Annotated in this window: 11 protein-coding genes and 2 other RNA genes; 8 read left to right on the top strand and 5 right to left on the bottom strand. The window is 66.0% G+C overall.

Annotated elements, in window-relative coordinates:
* The first annotated feature begins 416 nt into the window (after positions 1 to 416).
* Together cycA and A7D17_RS12520 are read left to right on the top strand one after the other, a co-directional pair.
* Entirely contained in the window at positions 417 to 1,790 is a 1,374-nt protein-coding gene (cycA, locus tag A7D17_RS12515) for a D-serine/D-alanine/glycine transporter (protein WP_064509385.1), read from the top strand.
* 274 nt (positions 1,791 to 2,064) lie between these two features.
* Positions 2,065 to 2,976 (top strand): CorA family divalent cation transporter, encoded by a 912-nt coding sequence (locus A7D17_RS12520; RefSeq protein WP_064509386.1) that lies wholly within the window; start codon positions 2,065 to 2,067, stop codon positions 2,974 to 2,976.
* 387 nt (positions 2,977 to 3,363) lie between these two features.
* Here A7D17_RS12520 and A7D17_RS12525 read toward each other — a convergent pair whose 3' ends face one another.
* Positions 3,364 to 4,059 (bottom strand): AIM24 family protein, encoded by a 696-nt coding sequence (locus A7D17_RS12525; protein WP_064509436.1) that lies wholly within the window; start codon positions 4,057 to 4,059, stop codon positions 3,364 to 3,366.
* Between the two features lie 388 nt (positions 4,060 to 4,447).
* Here A7D17_RS12525 and A7D17_RS12530 point away from each other — a divergent pair, with 388 nt between their 5' ends.
* Positions 4,448 to 5,452: a family 43 glycosylhydrolase gene (locus A7D17_RS12530; RefSeq protein WP_082861948.1), complete on the top strand. Its 1,005-nt coding sequence runs from the start codon at positions 4,448 to 4,450 to the stop codon at positions 5,450 to 5,452.
* Between the two features lie 146 nt (positions 5,453 to 5,598).
* Here A7D17_RS12530 and treA read toward each other — a convergent pair whose 3' ends face one another.
* Positions 5,599 to 7,272 carry an alpha,alpha-trehalase TreA gene (treA, locus tag A7D17_RS12535; protein WP_064509387.1) on the bottom strand — a complete coding sequence of 558 codons (1,674 nt, stop codon included), beginning with the start codon at positions 7,270 to 7,272 and terminating at the stop codon, positions 5,599 to 5,601.
* Positions 7,273 to 7,704: 432 nt separating this feature from the next.
* The gene (locus A7D17_RS12540; RefSeq protein ID WP_064509388.1) at positions 7,705 to 8,469 is read right to left on the bottom strand and encodes a DUF72 domain-containing protein; all 765 of its coding nucleotides are present in this window, start codon (positions 8,467 to 8,469) and stop codon (positions 7,705 to 7,707) included.
* 104 nt (positions 8,470 to 8,573) lie between these two features.
* Between A7D17_RS12540 and A7D17_RS12545 the strand changes: the two genes are divergently transcribed.
* The 4 genes from A7D17_RS12545 (at position 8,574) to A7D17_RS12560 (ending at position 12,349) form a co-directional block, all read left to right on the top strand.
* Positions 8,574 to 9,326, top strand: a complete 753-nt coding sequence (locus tag A7D17_RS12545; protein ID WP_064509389.1) for a DNA-formamidopyrimidine glycosylase family protein — start codon at positions 8,574 to 8,576, stop codon at positions 9,324 to 9,326.
* Positions 9,327 to 9,664: 338 nt separating this feature from the next.
* Positions 9,665 to 9,738: non-coding RNA, sX9 sRNA (locus A7D17_RS12550), on the top strand.
* Positions 9,739 to 10,075: 337 nt separating this feature from the next.
* Entirely contained in the window at positions 10,076 to 11,080 is a 1,005-nt protein-coding gene (locus tag A7D17_RS12555) for a hypothetical protein (protein WP_161946545.1), read from the top strand.
* A gap of 318 nt (positions 11,081 to 11,398) precedes the next feature.
* Positions 11,399 to 12,349 carry an IS481 family transposase gene (locus A7D17_RS12560; protein WP_064509391.1) on the top strand — a complete coding sequence of 317 codons (951 nt, stop codon included), beginning with the start codon at positions 11,399 to 11,401 and terminating at the stop codon, positions 12,347 to 12,349.
* Between the two features lie 234 nt (positions 12,350 to 12,583).
* On the opposite strand, the gene A7D17_RS12565 is transcribed toward A7D17_RS12560, so the two are convergent.
* Positions 12,584 to 13,513: a GAF domain-containing protein gene (locus tag A7D17_RS12565; RefSeq protein ID WP_064509392.1), complete on the bottom strand. Its 930-nt coding sequence runs from the start codon at positions 13,511 to 13,513 to the stop codon at positions 12,584 to 12,586.
* Positions 13,514 to 13,643: 130 nt separating this feature from the next.
* Positions 13,644 to 16,523, bottom strand: a complete 2,880-nt coding sequence (locus A7D17_RS12570) for a M16 family metallopeptidase (RefSeq protein ID WP_064509393.1) — start codon at positions 16,521 to 16,523, stop codon at positions 13,644 to 13,646.
* A gap of 362 nt (positions 16,524 to 16,885) precedes the next feature.
* On the opposite strand from A7D17_RS12570, the gene A7D17_RS12575 reads away from it, so the two are divergent.
* A non-coding RNA gene (locus tag A7D17_RS12575) (sX9 sRNA) lies at positions 16,886 to 16,961 on the top strand.
* Positions 16,962 to 16,977: the final 16 nt, after the last annotated feature.

Consider the following 16,977-nt stretch of genomic DNA (forward strand, 5'->3'; position numbering starts at 1 on the left):
GATGACAGGTATGGGGCCGCACTGGAATGGGGATCGCTGTTTAAGCGAGATGCGGCGCCGCTGTGATGCAATCAAGCACAGGGCGGCCCGCTGTGCCGTTGTTCACGGCCCGCGGGGAACTGCCGCGTAGCGCACCTCAGGCCTGGAAGTACCTGATGGTGCACGAATGTTGCGTGCTATCGGTTCGAGGTCATGGGCTGCCGGTCTTGATCGTCCGGTGGTCGGCCGGTATTGGCGTCGCCATCGTCTGGCCGGCGCATGGCGGGCCGGATTGCTGGACACGCATCCTTGCGCACCATGACGGAGCAACGCGACTGGCCGGACGGTTGCCGCGCCGTACGTTCTTCATCACCCCTGGTGCCAGCCGGCGCGATCTCGTATTTTTGACGGCTTGTTCACTTGTCGGTGCCGTGCCCATGTCCGATCCGTCCGCACCCGAGCATCTGCAACGCAGCCTGTCCAATCGCCACCTGCAGTTGATCGCGATTGGCGGGGCGATCGGCACCGGCTTGTTCATGGGATCGGGCAAGACGATCAGTCTGGCCGGGCCGTCGATCCTGTTCGTCTATCTCATCATCGGCGCGATGCTGTTCTTCGTGATGCGCGCGATGGGCGAGCTGCTGCTGTCCAACCTGGACTACAAATCGTTTATCGACTTCTCCACCGATCTGCTCGGCCCCTGGGCTGGATTCTTCTGCGGGTGGACGTATTGGTTCTGCTGGATCATCACTGCCATCGCCGACGTGATCGCCATTGCCGCCTACGCGCAGTTCTGGTTTCCCGGCCTGGCGCCGTGGATTCCGGCGATTGCGTGTGTGCTGTTGCTGCTGGCACTGAATCTTGTGACGGTGAAACTGTTCGGCGAGATGGAGTTCTGGTTTGCGCTGATCAAGATCATCGCCATCTGCGCATTGATCGTCACCGGCGCAGGTTTGGTGGCGTGGGGCTTCCGCTCGCCGTCGGGCAACGTGGCCTCGCTGAGCAATCTGTGGAACGACGGCGGCATGTTCCCGATGGGCATCGGCGGATTCTTCGCCGGTTTCCAGATCGCGGTGTTCGCCTTCGTCGGTATCGAGCTGGTAGGTACCACCGCCGCGGAAACCGCCGACCCGCGCCGCAATCTGCCCAAGGCGATCAACTCGATTCCGGTGCGGATCCTGATCTTCTACGTGTTGGCGCTGATCGCCATCATGGCGGTCACGCCGTGGCGCCAGGTGGTGGCCGACAAGAGCCCGTTCGTGGAGTTGTTCGTGCTGGCCGGTGTGCCGGCCGCGGCGAGCCTGATCAACTTCGTGGTGTTGACCTCGGCCACCTCGTCGGCCAATAGCGGCATCTTTTCCACCAGCCGCATGCTCTACGGCCTGGCCGAAGAACGGCATGCGCCGAAGGGGTTCGCCAAGCTCTCGCGTGCAGCGGTGCCGGCGCGTGGGCTGCTGTTCTCCTGCGTATGCCTGTTGCTGGGCGCGATGCTGGTGTACCTGATTCCCAACCTGGTCACTGCGTTCACGCTGGTCACGACGTTGTCGGCAGTGCTTTTCATGTTCGTGTGGTCGCTGATCCTGTGCGCCTACATCGCGTATCGGCGCAAGCGCCCGGAGCAGCACGCGGCCTCGGCGTTCAAGATGCCTGGCGGCGTGTTGATGTGCTACGTGTGCCTGGCGTTCTTTGCCTTCGTCATCGTGTTGCTGACCTTGCAGGCCGATACGCGCCAGGCCCTGCTGGCCAGCCCGGTGTGGTTCCTGATCCTGGCGATCGGCTATGCGGTGAAGCAGCGGCAGATCCGTGCCTGAGCGGTCTGCGTGGCAGGGCCGGCACGGCGCAATGTGCCGGCGTGATCGTTGCGGTATTGCACTGCCGATCCGGACATCGCCCTGTGCGCCGCCACTTTAGTCGAGCTTGCTCGACGAGGACTGCAACGCAGGCCCGGCACGACCGGACGATGCGGGCGCGGCTGCACATCGCGGCGATGAAGGCCACTGTCAGCTGAGCGTGCTGGTGCGTTGGCGTTGACGCCGATGAGGCGGGGCCGGATGCTCGCGGCCATCCACCGCCACGGCCTGCCGCATGATCACGATCCACCCGATTGCCGGAACCCATCACGCACAGGGGTACTGGGTCGACCTGTGCCAGCCGACCCCGCAGGAGTTGGACGACACCGCCAAGCGGGTGGGATTTGCGCTGCCGGATCGTGCGGCCATCGGCGAGATCGAATTCAGTAGCCGGGTACGTCGCCAGGGCGATGTGCTGTTTCTCAACGTGCCGCGGTTCCAGGACGACGATGGCCCGACCGCACCGCTGGGCTTTGCGCTGTCGCCGACCATGCTGGTGACCCTGCGCGAGCAGCGCATCGGCTCGCTGGAGGCCTTGACTGCGCGGCTGGAGCACGAGCCCTGCCACAGTTCCGACGACTTGCTGCTGCGCATGTTCGATCACTTGGTCGGGCGCCTGGCAGACCGGCTGGAGGCGCTCGAAGCCCAGGTCACCGAGACCACCCGGCAGGTGTTCGACAAGCCGCACAAAACCCGTGACCTGGAGCGTATGCTGCACCAGGTCGGCGGCATGGGCCGCCAGCTGGGTGGGCTGCACAACGCCGGGCAGGGCATGCTGCGCCTGATCACCTATCTGGATGGCGCCGCGCCGGACTGGTTTGCCGCCGATGCGGCCAAGCGCATCGGAATGCTGCACAAGGACCTGACCACCTTGAGCGAATTCCAGCAGCACATGGACGACCGCATCGAGTTCCTGCTCGATAGCGTGCTGGGCATGATCAACATGGACCAGAACAACGTGATGAAGGTGATGGCGGTGGCCTCGGTGGTCGGCATCCCGCCCACCGTGCTGGTCGGCATCTGGGGCATGAACTTCGCCTACATGCCCGAACTGAAGGGGCACGACAACTACTTCTGGGCGCTGGGCGTCATCGCGCTGAGCGTGGTGATTCCGCTGGCATGGTTTCGCAAGCGCGGCTGGGTGTGAGGCCGGTCGCTGCGCTTGTGATCAGGCAGTGCATCCAGGCCGCTTCGACTGGACCGGCGCGCTAGATCTTCAGCCCGGGAAGAGAAGCCCGTCTATGTGCTCGCTGATCTGCGCGGCGCGATCCGTGCGTTTGCAGGATGTGGTGTGTCTGGTGGCGGCGAAGTGCGACTCGCTTTCTGCGATCCCTCGGCACCGATGGAATGCCAGTGATCTGCGCCGTCGCAACTGCATGTCCATTGCTATGGTTCCGATGCCATGAGCACGGCCAGTGCAGCGCCGGCGAACGCCAGCAGCAGTCCCGGGATCAGCGCGATATACGCCGCGTTGCGCATGAAGTCGGTGCCAGCACGTTGCCCGGCCACGCAACGCGCAGCCGGGCATGCATGATCAGCCCTTGGCCTGGAAACTGGCTTCTTCGTACGGCTGCACCACCACCCAACCTTCCCCGGCAAAGCGCATCTGCAGGCTTTCGCCCGAGCCGCGGCCGAACAGCGTGCCGATCGAGACGTCGGTCACCAGCTCCGGCGTCAAGGTGCCCGACCACGCCACGGTGGCGTTCGGGTCGGTAAACACCGGGCCGCTGGCGGCGGTCACCGGTAGCGTCAGCGGTTCGTAGTGCGAGGTGATCGCCACGATGCCGTGGCCGCTCAGGCGCACGTTGAACAGGCCGCCGGACAGCATGCCAGCCACTTTGCGCATCATCGTGATCTTGTGTTCGACGCCGGACTCGAACGCCAGCACGTCGTTGCCGTTGACGAAGATCGCCTCGCCATTCAAACGCAGCAGCGTGACCAGCTTGCCGACATCGGCCAGATAGACGCGGCCCTGGCCTTCGGCCTTCATCAGCTGCATGCCTTCGCCGCTGACAGCTTTTTTCAGCAGATTACCCAGGCCCTGTTCCAGCAGGCCTTCGCGAGTGAACTTGACGTTGCCGGTGCGCGCGACCATGGCGCCGGCCTTGGACCACACCATGCCATTGAGGCGCACTTCCAGTAGATGCGGATTTTCCAGCTCGAAGGGATCGGGGCTGACGTCCTTTTCCTTGGAGTGGGCAAGAAATTCGTTGAGCGAGCGTACGGCCATGCGTTCCATCCTGGAGTGAAAGAGTGCGCATGATACGCGCAGGCCGGCGCCGTGGTGAGAAGCCGCTTACGTATTGCGCAGCGCATGGCAAACCCCCGACGCGATCTGCGCTTGGTAGTGGAGTAGCAACAGGCACATCGATGCGATGGCGCGATCGCGCGCTGTTGTTACGCAACTTGGCGTCCGCAAGTGCGTAACGCCGGGCTGCCATCGAACAATTCGCCATGTGTCGGTGGCCATCCACGATCCACCACTACCGTGCACGTTGGCAGCGCATCCCGTTGCCCGGCACCCTGCACGCTTCTGCAAACGGCGTCGGGTTCAAGCAGACGTTACCGGTTTAGATTGCCGTGGCAGGGGATATTCGAGAACCGAAGGGAGAGAAGCGATGCGCGTAGGTCGCGGCAATCGATGGGAACCGGTGCGCGCTGCAGGCGCCTTGCGTGTGGGTGCGCTTGCACTGTTGTGCGCAGCAGTGGGTGCGGTGTCTGGTGTGGATGGTGCGGGGGCGTGGGCGGCCACTGGCCCTGGCGTGGTAACCGGCGACACCATCGTGCACGATCCATCGATGCTCAAGTTGAGCGATGGGCGTTACTACATCTATGCCACTACCGGCGTGGTCACCAGTACCGACCGCACCAAGTTCAGCAATGCGGGCGCGATCTTCAGCAGCATGCCGAGCTGGGTGCGCAGCTACAACCCGGACAACCAGCTGTGGGCGCCGGATGTGTCCTTCCACGGCGGCAAGTACCTGATGTATTACACCGCCTCCAGGTTCGCCACCAATACCTCGGCGATTGCGCTTGCCAGCAGCAGCACCGGCAAGCCTGGTTCGTGGAAGGATCAAGGCATCGTCTACACCTCCAAGAGCAGCGACGACTACAACGCCATCGACGGCAATCTGGTGGTGGACGGCAATGGCAAGTGGTGGCTTGCGTTCGGCTCGTTCTGGTCGGGGATCAAGCTGATCCAGCTCGATCCGGGCACCGGCAAACAGCTGGCCAGCAACATGGCGCGTTACAGCCTGGCGAGCCGGCCTGCGCCCGGCGCAGTGGAGGCGCCTTTCATCCAGCAGGCCAACGGCTGGTACTACCTGTTCGTGTCCTTCGATGCGTGCTGCAAGGGCGCCAGCAGCACCTACAAGATCGCCGTGGGGCGTGCGCGGTCGGTGACCGGGCCGTATCTGGATCGTGCCGGTGTGGACATGCGCAACGGCGGCGGCACGGTGATCCATGCCGGGCAGGGCAGCATGCATGGGCCGGGCGGGCAATCGGTGTTTCGCGATGGCGACGGCGACATCCTGGTCTACCACTACTACGACGACCGCGGCGACGCGCGGCTGGGCGTCAACCGACTGGGTTATGACGGCAGCGCTTGGCCGGTGGTGCAGTAGCAGCAATCAATCGAACACGCTGCTGCGCCCTGCACTGGAGCAGCCGTCAGGCAATGCAGGGTGAGGCGATCCGCAGGTGTTGCCGACTGCCAGAACCGCAAGGCCGCCAGCGCTGCCAGGCAATGCCCGGCAGCGCTGGCGCATACTCAGCGCGTGGCCGCTTCGGGCTTGCGCACGCGTTTGACCTGCGCCGGCTTGCTCGCGGTGTCCGGATACAGGTTCAACAGCATCAGGGTGACGCCGTTGGTCCAGCCGAAGCCGTCCTGCAAGGCATATTCGCCGCCGCCGCCGCCGGCCGCATTGGCTTCCAGGCCGTATTTTTCCACCAGCTTGTGCTCGCGCGCGAACAGCGCCTGCACCTGGCTGAGAAAGCGTTCGCCGATGGTGCGGGCCAATGCGTCTTCGCCATACCGGCGCAGGCCGTCCACGGCCACCCACTGCAGCGGCGCCCAGCCATTGGGCTCGTCCCATTGCTGGCCGGTCTTCACCGCAGTGGTGGCCAGGCCGCCGGGGCGCAGCAGACGCGCACGCACGGTAGTGGCGGTGCGTTTGGCGTGTGCGTCCGAGGCCAGACCGGTGAACAGCGGATACAGCGCCGCGGCCGTGACCTGATTGCTCAAGGTCTTGGTTTGCCAGTCGTAGTCGGCGTAATAGCCAGCCGCATTCCACAGGTGCGCATCGAGGGCCTGCTTGCGTTGCTGCGCCAGTGCGGCGTAGTCCTGCGTGCAGTCGGCGCCGGGTTGCGCGCAGGCCTGGGCCAGGGTGCGTTCCAGGTGGTAGAGCAGGCTGTTGAGGTCGATGGGAACGATGGAGGTGGTGCGGATGGTGCGCAGGTTCTGCCCGTCGGCCAGCCACCTGCTGGAATAATCCCAGCCACTTTCGGCACCGGCGCGCAGGTCGCGGTAGACCTCGGCAGCCGGGCGGTCTTTCACTTCGGCGGCGGTGCGGGTGTCGTGCAGCCAGGCTTCGGGGCGCGGCGTATCGCGTTCGTCCCAGTAGCGGTTGAGCACGCTGCCATCGGCCAGGCGCACCACGTGGCGCGCGGCCTCGCCGGGCTCGAGACTCTCGCTGCCCTGCATCCAGTACGCGTATTCCTTTTGCAGCTGCGGCAGATACCGCTGATAGACCGCCTCGCCTTCCACGCCGGCCTGCAGTTCCACCATGTAGGAGAAGAACGGCGGCTGCGAACGGCTGAGGTAGTAGCTGCGGTTACCGTTGGGGATATGCCCGTAGGTATCGATCAGGTAGGCGAAGTTGTCCAGCATCTGGCGGCTGAGCGTGGTCTCGCCGCTCTTCACCAGGCCCAGCATCGTGAAGTAGGAGTCCCAGTAGTACACCTCGCGGAAGCGCCCGCCGGGCACCACATAGGGGTGCGGCAGCGCCAGCAGGCTGCTGTATGCGGGCACCTGGGTCTGGCTGCGCACCAGCTTGGGCCATAGCAGGTCGATGTGTTCGCGCAGCGCGGTGTCCTGGCGGATCACGTCGGTCTGCACCGGCGGGGATTCTTCGAAGTTGGCGTCCACGAAACGGCGCAGGTCGAAGCCGGGGTGGTCGTGCTGCGCCAGATAGTCGGCGTTGATCAGCGCCGGGTCGCGCAGCGGCAGGAAGTCGACGAAATGCTTTTGGTCCTCGAACAGGTCTGCGCTCTGCACCGCCTGGAACAGTTCGGGATAGGCCAGGTCCGGCGTGGGCGGCGTGGACGCGGGCGCAGTGACGACCGGAATCTCCAGCGGCGCGGCAGTCAGCGTGCACGGCGCGACGAACATGCTCAGCGACAGGCCAAGCAGCGACGTGCAACACGGGGGCGCGGCAGAACTCATGGCATCTCCAGAACGGGCAGTGGCGTGTGGCATGGTAAACGACCGAAGTGGCGGGCGGGACCGCGCGGAGTGCCGGAACGCCGGCAGGCTTCGCGTGGGGACAACAGGATTCAGTCAGGTGATCCGGCGCGCCGCCGCAACGAGCGCCAATGTTGGCGTATCGGCGCGGATTGGAGCAGCTTGAGCACCGCGGCGTCGCCTGGATTGGCGGTCATGCTGCAAGAAATGCGCCAGAGCGCCGCTTGCCTGGTGCAAAGGTGTGCCCCGTCGACACCGTGCCGGCGCAGACGCCGGCAGGCGCGACAGAGTCAGATGATTGCCGGTACGCATCGTGACCGAGTGCGCTTGCCATCCCGCCGGCGTAGCGGCCCTGGCAGGCAACTGCGCGGCCCGGCAAGGCGTCGGCAATGGCGGCGAGCGGAGTGAAGCGCGTCAACCGACTTCTTCGATTCCCAGCAGGGTCTGCAGCCGCAAGGCATTGGGCACGGCCAAGCCGGCGGCGGTGTTGTCGAAGATCACCCAGCGGTCATGACCGGGCTGCGCCGCGCCACGTATGGATGCCGCCAGCGCGGCCAAGGCAGGCGCATCGTAACTGCTGTAGTAGACGCGCGGACTCCCATGCCAACGCCAGTAGGACGGGCCGGTGGTGGGGTCCGGTGTGATGGCGGACGGATGCGGCGCAGGGTCGGCGGCGGCACGTGCGATGCGGTGACGCGTCATCACCGCTTGCGCCTGCGGGGTGAACCAGCTGGCGTGGCGCGGCTCGCAGACCACACTGCCATCCCAGCGCCGCCGCAGCATGGCGAAGAAGGTCGCCGCCACACGCGCGTCGAATGCCGCACTGGGCGGCAATTGCAGGAGCAGGCAGCCCAGGCGTGCGCCCAGCGCACCGGCCTGCGCGAGGAAGGCATCCAGCAAGGGGCCGGCAGCGTGCAGCCGCGCATCGTGGCTGATGCTGCGTGGCAGCTTGACCGAGAACCGAAAGTCCTCGGGCACGTTGTCGGCCCAGCGTGCATAGGTGTCGCGGCGGTGCGGGCGATGGAACGAGGAGTTGATCTCCACCGCGTTGAAGCGGGTGGCGTAACGCTGCAGCACGTTGGCGCCTGTGCCGAAGCCGGCACGTTCGGCAGCGGGAATCGACCAGCCTGCGCAGCCACACCGGAGGCATCCATTTGCGGGGGAAGCGCGAGCAGGCATGGCGTCGAGGGTGTTGGCTGATACCACGGTATGCCGGTGCCCCCGTCAGGATCGCGTGTGCGCAGCGATCACGACCGACTCACGCGAGGCTTCGATACTGGGGCATGCCCGAAGGCCCTTCACTGGTCATCCTGCGCGAAGAAGCCGCCCGTTTTGTGGGCCGCAAGATGCTGCGTGTGTCCGGCAACAGCAAGTTGGACATCGCGCGCCTGCAGCACCACAAGGTGCTGGCCGTGCGCAGCTGGGGCAAGCATCTGCTGATCGAATGCGCGCACGTCAGCGTGCGCATCCACTTCCTGTTGTTTGGCAGCTACCGCATCAACGAAGACAAGCCCGACGCCGTGCCGCGCTTGCGGCTGGAGTTCTCCAGGGGCGAGCGATTGAGCTTTTATGCGTGCTCGGTGCAATTCATCGAACCTCCGCTGGACACGGTCTACGACTGGAGCGCGGATGTCATGAACCCCCACTGGGACGCAGCGCAGGCGCGCCGCAAACTGCGCGCGGCACCTGCGATGCTCGCAGCCGATGCCTTGTTGAACCAGGACATCTTTGCCGGGGTTGGCAACATCATCAAGAACGAGGTCCTGCATCGGATTCGCGTGCACCCGGAAAGCCGGGTGGGTGCGTTACCGGCGCGCAAACTCGGCGAACTGGTCACGCAGGCGCGCGAATACAGTTTCGATTTCTATACGTGGAAGAAGGCAGCCGTGCTCAAGAAGCACTTCCAGGTGCACACCAGGACCAGCTGTCCGCGCGATGGCGCGCCGCTGCAGTATCGCAAGCACATGGGCAAGGCCGGCCGGCGTGCGTTTTTCTGCGAACTCTGTCAGCGGTTGTATCTGCCCGACAGCGCGTAAGGACAGCAGGCCTGCGATCCGGTTGGGTGCTGCTTGCGCGTGATGCGGCATGAGCCAGCCGTTGCGGGTCGACTTTGGCATGCCCGTCCAAGGCGAGTGACTGCACGCCGCCAAGGCAGCTCCAGACCCTCCGATCCGGCCGTACCCGGCGATGGAAACTCAGCCAAGGCATGCAGTGCGAATCAGCTGCAGGTATCACGGGCATCGTCATTGGGCTCGGATCACGCTGCGTGCGGCGGCTGCAATGCACGGCTGCAAGCGGACCTCAATCGCTTCAGTGGCTCTACCAAGACTACTGCGCTCACCGCCAGGCGTGCGCGGCCGGTGCTCGGTGCGGCATGTACCACGTACATTCCGGTTCCTCCGCGCCGTCCACACCCACTCGACGACCGCTCGCTACGTTCTGGTAGCCGCTCCAAGTGCCGCTGGCCTGATGCGGACGTTGAGTGCTCGCATCAATCGCGCGCTTACCGCATCCGATTCCGTGCTCAAGACGCGGCGTTCAACAGATGCACAGGGGAGTTGCACACGGGCAGTCGCAGCCGCCACAGGGCTCGTCCCTGAACGTCGTGGCCGGCAGCGGTGCCGCGGTGGTGGCTGGTGCGTCCAATGTGAATGGCGGCTGGGGCCGATTGGCCGGACAACGAATTTCGAACGCGCGCAAATGCCGGGCCCGCTAGATTTGCACGCTTGGCACCGTGACTGCAGGTGCGATTGCCGACCCTCCCACCTCACCGGTCTCCCGCATTGTGATTACCCGCAGGAAGGAAGCGCTTGTCCCGCATATGGCTGCAGCCGCATGCACGGGTGCAATCCTGTTTTTCCTTGCCTGCCTGTTGTTGTACATGCCGGCCCCGCGCCAGTCGGTGCGCCACGACGAAAGCCTGCAGGTGTATTTCCTGCCACGCCAGCCGCTCACGCAGCCGGCTGCGGTCGTGCCGCCAACGCAGGTCGAGCGACGGCCGCGCGCCGCTGCCGCATCGACCGCACGTGCTGCACCGCCGCCTACACGCACCCCACCGCCGCAGCGCCAGGTGGCGGCAGCCAATGCACCGGCCAACGATGCGATGGCTGCCCAGCTGTACACCCGCGATGGCCGCCTGCGCATGCCCCCAGACACCCGGCTGGATCCGCTGGCGCAAGGCGCTGCGGTGCCACCGGGCATGACCGACGAGCGCGCACAAGCGCAGGCACGCAGCGTGATGGAGCGGGTCAACCCGGTGCAATACAAGCAAACGCGCTTTTCCAAGGACTGGAAGAGCGACGGCACATTGGGCGATGTGGCGATGCAGGAAATGGATCGCGGCATGAAGAAGTTCAACGACATGCTCAACGGACCACAGACGCAGGTGGCCAGGGCGCGGCCGCCGCCGGATGTGCGCTTCAATCCCGCACTGGCCGGCAACCAGGCCGATCTGGGCAGCGAGGCGACCGGCGATGCCTACAAGGCTGCCCCGATCGCGCACGAAAGCCTGCCCGATCTCAAGGGCGAAGCCAGTCGCCGCATCCGCGAGGCGCTGGTTGCGTTGGAGCAGCGCAGCGCACGCTGCGATGCAGCCCGACGCACCTCGCTGCTGTCGCCGGTGCGCACGCATCTGTCGGATCTGGAGCGCGCCGAGCACGCACTGAACAACGGCGCCGATCCGGTGATGGCCGCGCAGCTGCTGCCGCGTCAGGCCGATAGCGCCTACGACATGGCGCGCCGCGCGCTGTGGTACGCGGACCGGAAACTGAAGCAGTGCGCGGTGGGATAAGTGGTGCGGTGGTGGCGCATTGACGCATCAGCGGCCGGGAACCGTGGCGATGGGAGAGCCCACCGGTCAGTGCGAGGTCGGGGGATTGAGGTGATTGCCGTACCCTCACCCAACCCCCGCTCTGCGCCCCGGCCCGCACTTGCAGCGCGGGCGCTCCAGGACACGGGCGCCCATGACGCGAAAGTGGTGCCTTCTCGCCCCGGCGGGAGCGGGCATTTGGTCTTTCGGCGCTAGCTGTGATCCCTCAGTAGGTTGTTCATCCGGGGCATCTCTGGAAGATGGGGGATACCAAGCCAACCCAGCCCCCAGGAGCCCCGGATGAACCTGCATAAACATGCCCGTTTGAGCCCTCGCGGTCGAGCCCTGCTTGTGGATCGCATCCTTGTTCATGGGTTGCGCGTGGAAGAAGCGGCGCATGCGGCCGGTGTCAGCGTCCGAACGGCCTACAAATGGCTCAAGCGCTTTAAGGAAGAGGGGGCAGAAGGGTTGACTGACCGTACCTCCCGGCCTCACAAGTGTCCCCATGCCACGCCTAAGCACGTCGTGGATCAGGTCATCGCGCAGCGCCGTGCACGCCATACGTATCGGCAGATCGCCCAGCAGTTGCCTGTTGCGCCGAGCACCATCGCGCGGTTGCTGCGCCGCGCCGGCCTGTACCGGCTGGCGGAGTTGGAGCCGGCGCTGCCGCACAATCGTTATGAGTACGCCCAACCCGGTCAACTGCTGCATCTGGACATCAAGAAGCTGGCCCGTTTCCGCCAGCCCGGCCACCGCGTGACCGATGATCGGACGGTCACCTCCTGCGGCATTGGCTGGGAGTACGTCCACCTGGCCATCGACGATCACTCCCGCGTGGCCTTCGGCACCATCGAGCCCGATGAACGCGGCATCAGCGCCTGCAGGGCCCTGATGCAGGCGATTCGCTACTACCGCAGCCTGGGCGTGCGCTTGGAGCGCGTGTTGACCGACAACGGCGCCTGCTACAAATCACGACGCTTCCGACGCCTTGTCCGACGGCTCGGCCTGCGCCATCTGCGAACCCGACCCTACACGCCGCGCACCAATGGCAAGGCGGAACGGCTGGTGCAGACCAGCCTGCGAGAATGGGCCTATGCGCGCTCCTATACCGACTCCACGCAACGGGCCAACGCCTTCCAGGGCTGGCTGCATCACTGCAACTGGCATCGGCCCCACGCCAGCCTCGGCTACAAGCCCCCCATCTCCCGAATTCCAATTCCAATGAACAACGTGGTGGGTTTACACAGCTAGCGGCAGTGCCAGCTTCTGCTGCACTTAAGGTCGGTGCCTGCCACGGTTAGCCGCCGCAGCGCCGGACTCCATGTCAGCGCGCGCCACGCTAGCGACCGCAATCCTGCGCGCGGGTGTGCCTCTCCACTCACGGCCGCACTCGCCCCCCATGGCGCCCGCCGGGCATGAAGCCCCTCTCCCGCCAGAAGGGTTGGGGTGCGGGTACGTGCGCGCAGCAGGGATCAGTTGGCAGGCCTACGCCAGATGCTGGCGATACCGATCCTTCTCTGCGCTGAGCGCGATTTCCGCGCGCAGGAATACCTGCCCGATCGGTTCGTCCGCGCGGCTGGCGTGCGCTTCGCCCAGCAACACCGTCAGGCCCAGCGAGTGCTGTTGCTGGGCCACGTCGCGCAGGGCCTGCAGGGTGTGCTCGGCCTCCGGGCCGCGCAGCACGGCGATGAACTCGGCACTGTCGGTCACCCGGTCGATGCTGTTGCCGGGGCCCTGCACCAGCGTGGCGAAAGACTGGTCCAGCTGCTGCAGGGTGCGGCCGAGCAGGCGCTCGCTCTGGCGCTCGGCCAGTGCGGCCAGTTCCTGCACCTCCAGGATCACCAGGCGATACGGATCGTCGCTGGCGGCCTGGCCGGCCGCCGCCGCGGCCGGCTGCAGGATGGCATCGCGTTCCTGTTGCAAGGCGTGCTGGCGCGCATCCAGCAGGTTCATGGTGACCCGCGCCAACGCCTGCAGGCCGGTGCGCTGCATGTCGTTGAGCCGGCGCGGTTCGGTGTCCAGCACGCAGACGGTGCCCAGCGCCACACCCTCGGAAGTCACCAGCGGCATGCCGGCATAAAAGCGCGCGCCGGTCTCGCCGGTGACCACGGAAATCTCGCGGAAACGCGGGTCCTGGGTCAGGTCCGGCACTTCCATCAGATTGCTGGGCTCGCGGATGGCGTGGTCGCATACCGCCTGGCTGCGGTCGGTCTGCTGCAGGCCCAGGCCGAGCTGGGCCTTGAACCATTGGCGGTCGCGGTCCACCAGCGACATCAGCGCAATCGGCGTCTCGCACAGCGAGGCGGCCACCTGCACGATGTCCTGGTAGGTGTCTTCGGGCAGGCTGTCGACGATGCGATAACCGTCGAGCACCTGCTGGCGGGAGGCTTCGTCTGCCTTCGGCATCTCTTTCATCGGATGAGCCAAGCACCTGCAATGGACAGTGCCCAAGCTTAACCGGCCCGACCGATAACGCAGCGTCGACAGTGGAGATGCCGGGTCACCCCGCCTGGGCTGCGCGCAGCCAGGCGGGGTGCGCGGGCCGTCAGCGTTTGACCGGCTTGCCGTCCACGTCCAGCACCTGCACCTCGCCGAGCTTGAGTGCACGCACCGGGGCTTCGATCTTCTTCAGGTCGCCCACGATCACCCAGGTCATGGCCTCGGGTTTGATGATCTGCGCAATGGCTTTCTGCGCCGCCGGTTGATCGATCGCTTCCAGACGCGGCTTGAGGGTCTGCACGTAATCGTCCGGGCGGTCGAACTGCACGATGCCTTCGATTGCGCCCAGCACCGCGCCAGTGGTTTCGAAGCTACCGGGCAGGGCGCGGATGCGCTGGTTCTTGATCTTTTCGATCTCCTCGCTGGTCAGCGGCTTGGCGCCGATCACCGCCGTGGCTTCCTTGAAGATCTCGTTGGCCGACTCGGCGGTCTTGTCGGTCTGTACCGGCGCGGAGAACATGTAGGGACGCTGGCCCTGCGCATCCATCATGCGGGTGCCGGCGCCGTAGGCCCAGCGCTTGTTCTCGCGCAGGTTCATGTTCAGACGCGAGGTGAAGGTGCCGCCGAAGGCACCGTTGGCCACGCCGATCGCCAGGTTGTCCGGCGTCTTGGTGGACGGGGCCAGCAGGCCGGCCAGGATCACCGACTGCGGTGCGTCCGGGCGGTTGATCAGGTAGACGCGCGGCTTGGGCTGCGCGGCTACCTCGACCAGGTTCTTTTTCGGCAGCGGGGTGGCCGGTGCCTTCCAGTCGCCGAACGCCGCGTCCAGCTGCGGAATGATCTGCGCCAGGGTGGTGTCGCCGGCCACCAGGATGCGCAGATTGTCCGGACGCAGCCACTGGCTGTGGAAGGCCTGCAGGTCCTTGGCATTGAGGCTCTTGATCGCCGCTTCGGTACCGCTGCCGGTGAGCGGAATGCCGTAGGGGTGCTGGTTGCCGAACAGCAGCGGTGGCAACGCGCGCAGCGCCAGGCTGTTGGGCTGGGTCTTTTCCTGCGCGATGCCGGACAGCCATTGCCCGCGCACGCGTTCGATGTCGGCGGTCTTGAAGGCCGGATTGCGCACGATGTCGGAGAACAGCTGCAGCGAGGGCTGCAACTGATCGTTGAGCGCATCCAGCGACGCGCTGCAGCTGTCCAGATCGCAGCCCACCGCCGTGATCGCGCCCAGGCGCTGGCGGCGCTGCGCCACTTCCACCGAATCCAGCGCGGCGGTGCTCTCGTTCATCAGCGCGGCGCTGAAGCTGGCGGTGCCAAGCTTCTTGCCTTGGTCGGCGGCATAACCGGCGTCGAACAGCAACTCCACCTGGGTGACCGGGATGGTGTGGCGCTCGGCCAGAATCACTTCGATACCGTTCTTCAGCTTGCCGCGCTGCAGTTTGGGGAAGCTCAGGTCCGGGAACTTCTCGGTGCTCGGCACGCCCTTGCTGCGATCGAGCGTGCTGGCGACGGTCTTGTAGCTGGCGGCGGCCGGCAGCTTGGGCGCCGGCTTGCCCGGCTCGGCGGCGCGTGCCACCACTGCCTTGTCCTCGGCCGCCGGGTCGAAGTCCTTGCCGGCCGGCAACACCGTCAGCAGATAGTCGCCCTTGCCGAACCAGCTGGCGGCGGCTTGCTTGACGCTGTCCACGGTGGCGGCCTGGCCGCGCTGCAGGTCCTTCTTGTAGGCGCCCGGGTCGCCGCGATAGACCTGGCCCTCGGCCAGGATCACCGCCTTGCCGGTGAAGCCGCCCACCTTTTCCAGCCCGCGCACGAAGCCGGCGCGGTAGGCCACTTGCGCGCGCTGCAGTTCGTCGGCGGTCGGGCCCTGGGCGATGAACTTCTTGAGTTCTTCGTCGATGACCGCTTCGACCTTGGCCGGGTCCACGCCGTCCTTCACGTCGGCCTGGATCTGCATCTGGCTGGACAGGGCGAACGGCTGGATCGACGCGGACACGTCATCGACCAGGTTGTCCTGATAGACCAGCCGCTGGTACAGCCGCGAGGTCTTGCCACCGCCGAGCACGGTGGTGGCAAGATCCAGCTGGATCATGTCGTCGGTGCCCAGCTGCGGCGCGGCCCAGGTGCGGTAGATGCGCGGCTGCGAGACGTGGTCGTGCTGCACGCCGCGCTTCTGCGCGGCCAGCGGAGTCACCCACGGCTGCTGGCGCGCCACCGGCTTGCCGGACGGGATATCGCCAAAGTATTGCGCGGCCTTGGCGCGCGCCTGCGCCACGGTGATGTCGCCGGCCAGCACCAGGGTGGTGTTGGCGGCGCCGTAGTTGTCGTTGAACCACTGTTTGACGTCGCCCAGCGAGGCCGCGTCCAGATCTTCCATCGACCCGATGGTGTCGTGCTGGTACGGGTGATTGGCCGGGAACAGGTTGGACAGGATGTTCTGGTCCACGCGGCCGTACGGGCGGTTCTCGCCCTGGCGTTTTTCGTTCTGCACCACGCCGCGCTGGGTATCGAGTTCTTCCTGGCCGATCGCACCGAGCAGGTGGCCCATGCGGTCCGATTCCAGCCACAGCGCGGTATCCAGCGCGGTAGTCGGCACGGTCTCGAAGTAGTTGGTGCGGTCGAACCAGGTGGTGCCGTTCATGTCGGTGGTGCCGACTTTTTCCAACGGCGCGAAGAAGCTGCCCTTGTTGTTCTCCGAGCCGGAGAACATCAGGTGCTCGAACAGATGCGCAAAGCCGGTCTTGCCGGCCGGCTCGTCGCCGGACCCGATGTGGTACCAGATGCTCACCGCCACCACCGGCGCCTTGTGGTCTTCGTGCACCACCACGGTCAGACCGTTGGGCAGGGTGAAGCGGGTATAGGCGATGTCGGGAATGGCGCTGCTGGCCGCCGGCTTGGACAGGCTGGCCGGGGCGGCAGCGACGGCGGGAGCAACGGTACCGGCAGCGACGCCGAGCACACTGGCGATCAACAGGGACAGCGGACGCAGCATGTGACACTCCAGAACAGGGCAATCGGCCGAGGGTAGTGGCTGCCTGGCGAGGCCGCAAATGCTGTTCGGCAGGGTGGCGGCGGGTCGCGGCAGGGCAGTGAAGCCGGCGCGTCTGAGCGGCAGCAAGGGCGGGACTGGGCATGGGGCGGCGCTGGTGGGTCGCCGCCGCTGTGGTGGTTGGGCGGTGCGGGGCCGCGCAGCGGGCGGGTCAGCCGCACGGAACCGGCCAGGGTGTGCTGCCCCTCCGGCGGGCGACATTGGCCGATGCTGACGCTGCGCAGGCGTCGCGATGCTGAACTGCGCGCAGCTGCCAAAACTCCCGTGCTCACCGCCAGGCGGGCGCGGCCGGTGCTCGGTGCGGCATGCGCCCCTCGTACCTTCCGGTTGCTCCGCGCCGTCCGCACCCACCTGGCGACCGCTCGCTACCTGTTGGTAGCCACTCCAAGCACAAAGG

It is taken from the genome of Xanthomonas floridensis (assembly GCF_001642575.1).
GTDB lineage: Bacteria > Pseudomonadota > Gammaproteobacteria > Xanthomonadales > Xanthomonadaceae > Xanthomonas > Xanthomonas floridensis.

Coding starts and splice junctions, on each gene's coding strand:
- treA (WP_064509387.1), bottom strand. CDS start 7,272: ATGAGTTCTGCCGCGCCCCCGTGTTGCACGTCGCTGCTTGGCCTGTCG.
- A7D17_RS12520 (WP_064509386.1), top strand. CDS start 2,065: ATGATCACGATCCACCCGATTGCCGGAACCCATCACGCACAGGGGTAC.
- A7D17_RS12570 (WP_064509393.1), bottom strand. CDS start 16,523: ATGCTGCGTCCGCTGTCCCTGTTGATCGCCAGTGTGCTCGGCGTCGCT.
- A7D17_RS12560 (WP_064509391.1), top strand. CDS start 11,399: ATGAACCTGCATAAACATGCCCGTTTGAGCCCTCGCGGTCGAGCCCTG.
- A7D17_RS12530 (WP_082861948.1), top strand. CDS start 4,448: ATGCGCGTAGGTCGCGGCAATCGATGGGAACCGGTGCGCGCTGCAGGC.
- cycA (WP_064509385.1), top strand. CDS start 417: ATGTCCGATCCGTCCGCACCCGAGCATCTGCAACGCAGCCTGTCCAAT.
- A7D17_RS12565 (WP_064509392.1), bottom strand. CDS start 13,513: ATGAAAGAGATGCCGAAGGCAGACGAAGCCTCCCGCCAGCAGGTGCTC.
- A7D17_RS12525 (WP_064509436.1), bottom strand. CDS start 4,059: ATGGCCGTACGCTCGCTCAACGAATTTCTTGCCCACTCCAAGGAAAAG.
- A7D17_RS12540 (WP_064509388.1), bottom strand. CDS start 8,469: ATGCCTGCTCGCGCTTCCCCCGCAAATGGATGCCTCCGGTGTGGCTGC.
- A7D17_RS12545 (WP_064509389.1), top strand. CDS start 8,574: ATGCCCGAAGGCCCTTCACTGGTCATCCTGCGCGAAGAAGCCGCCCGT.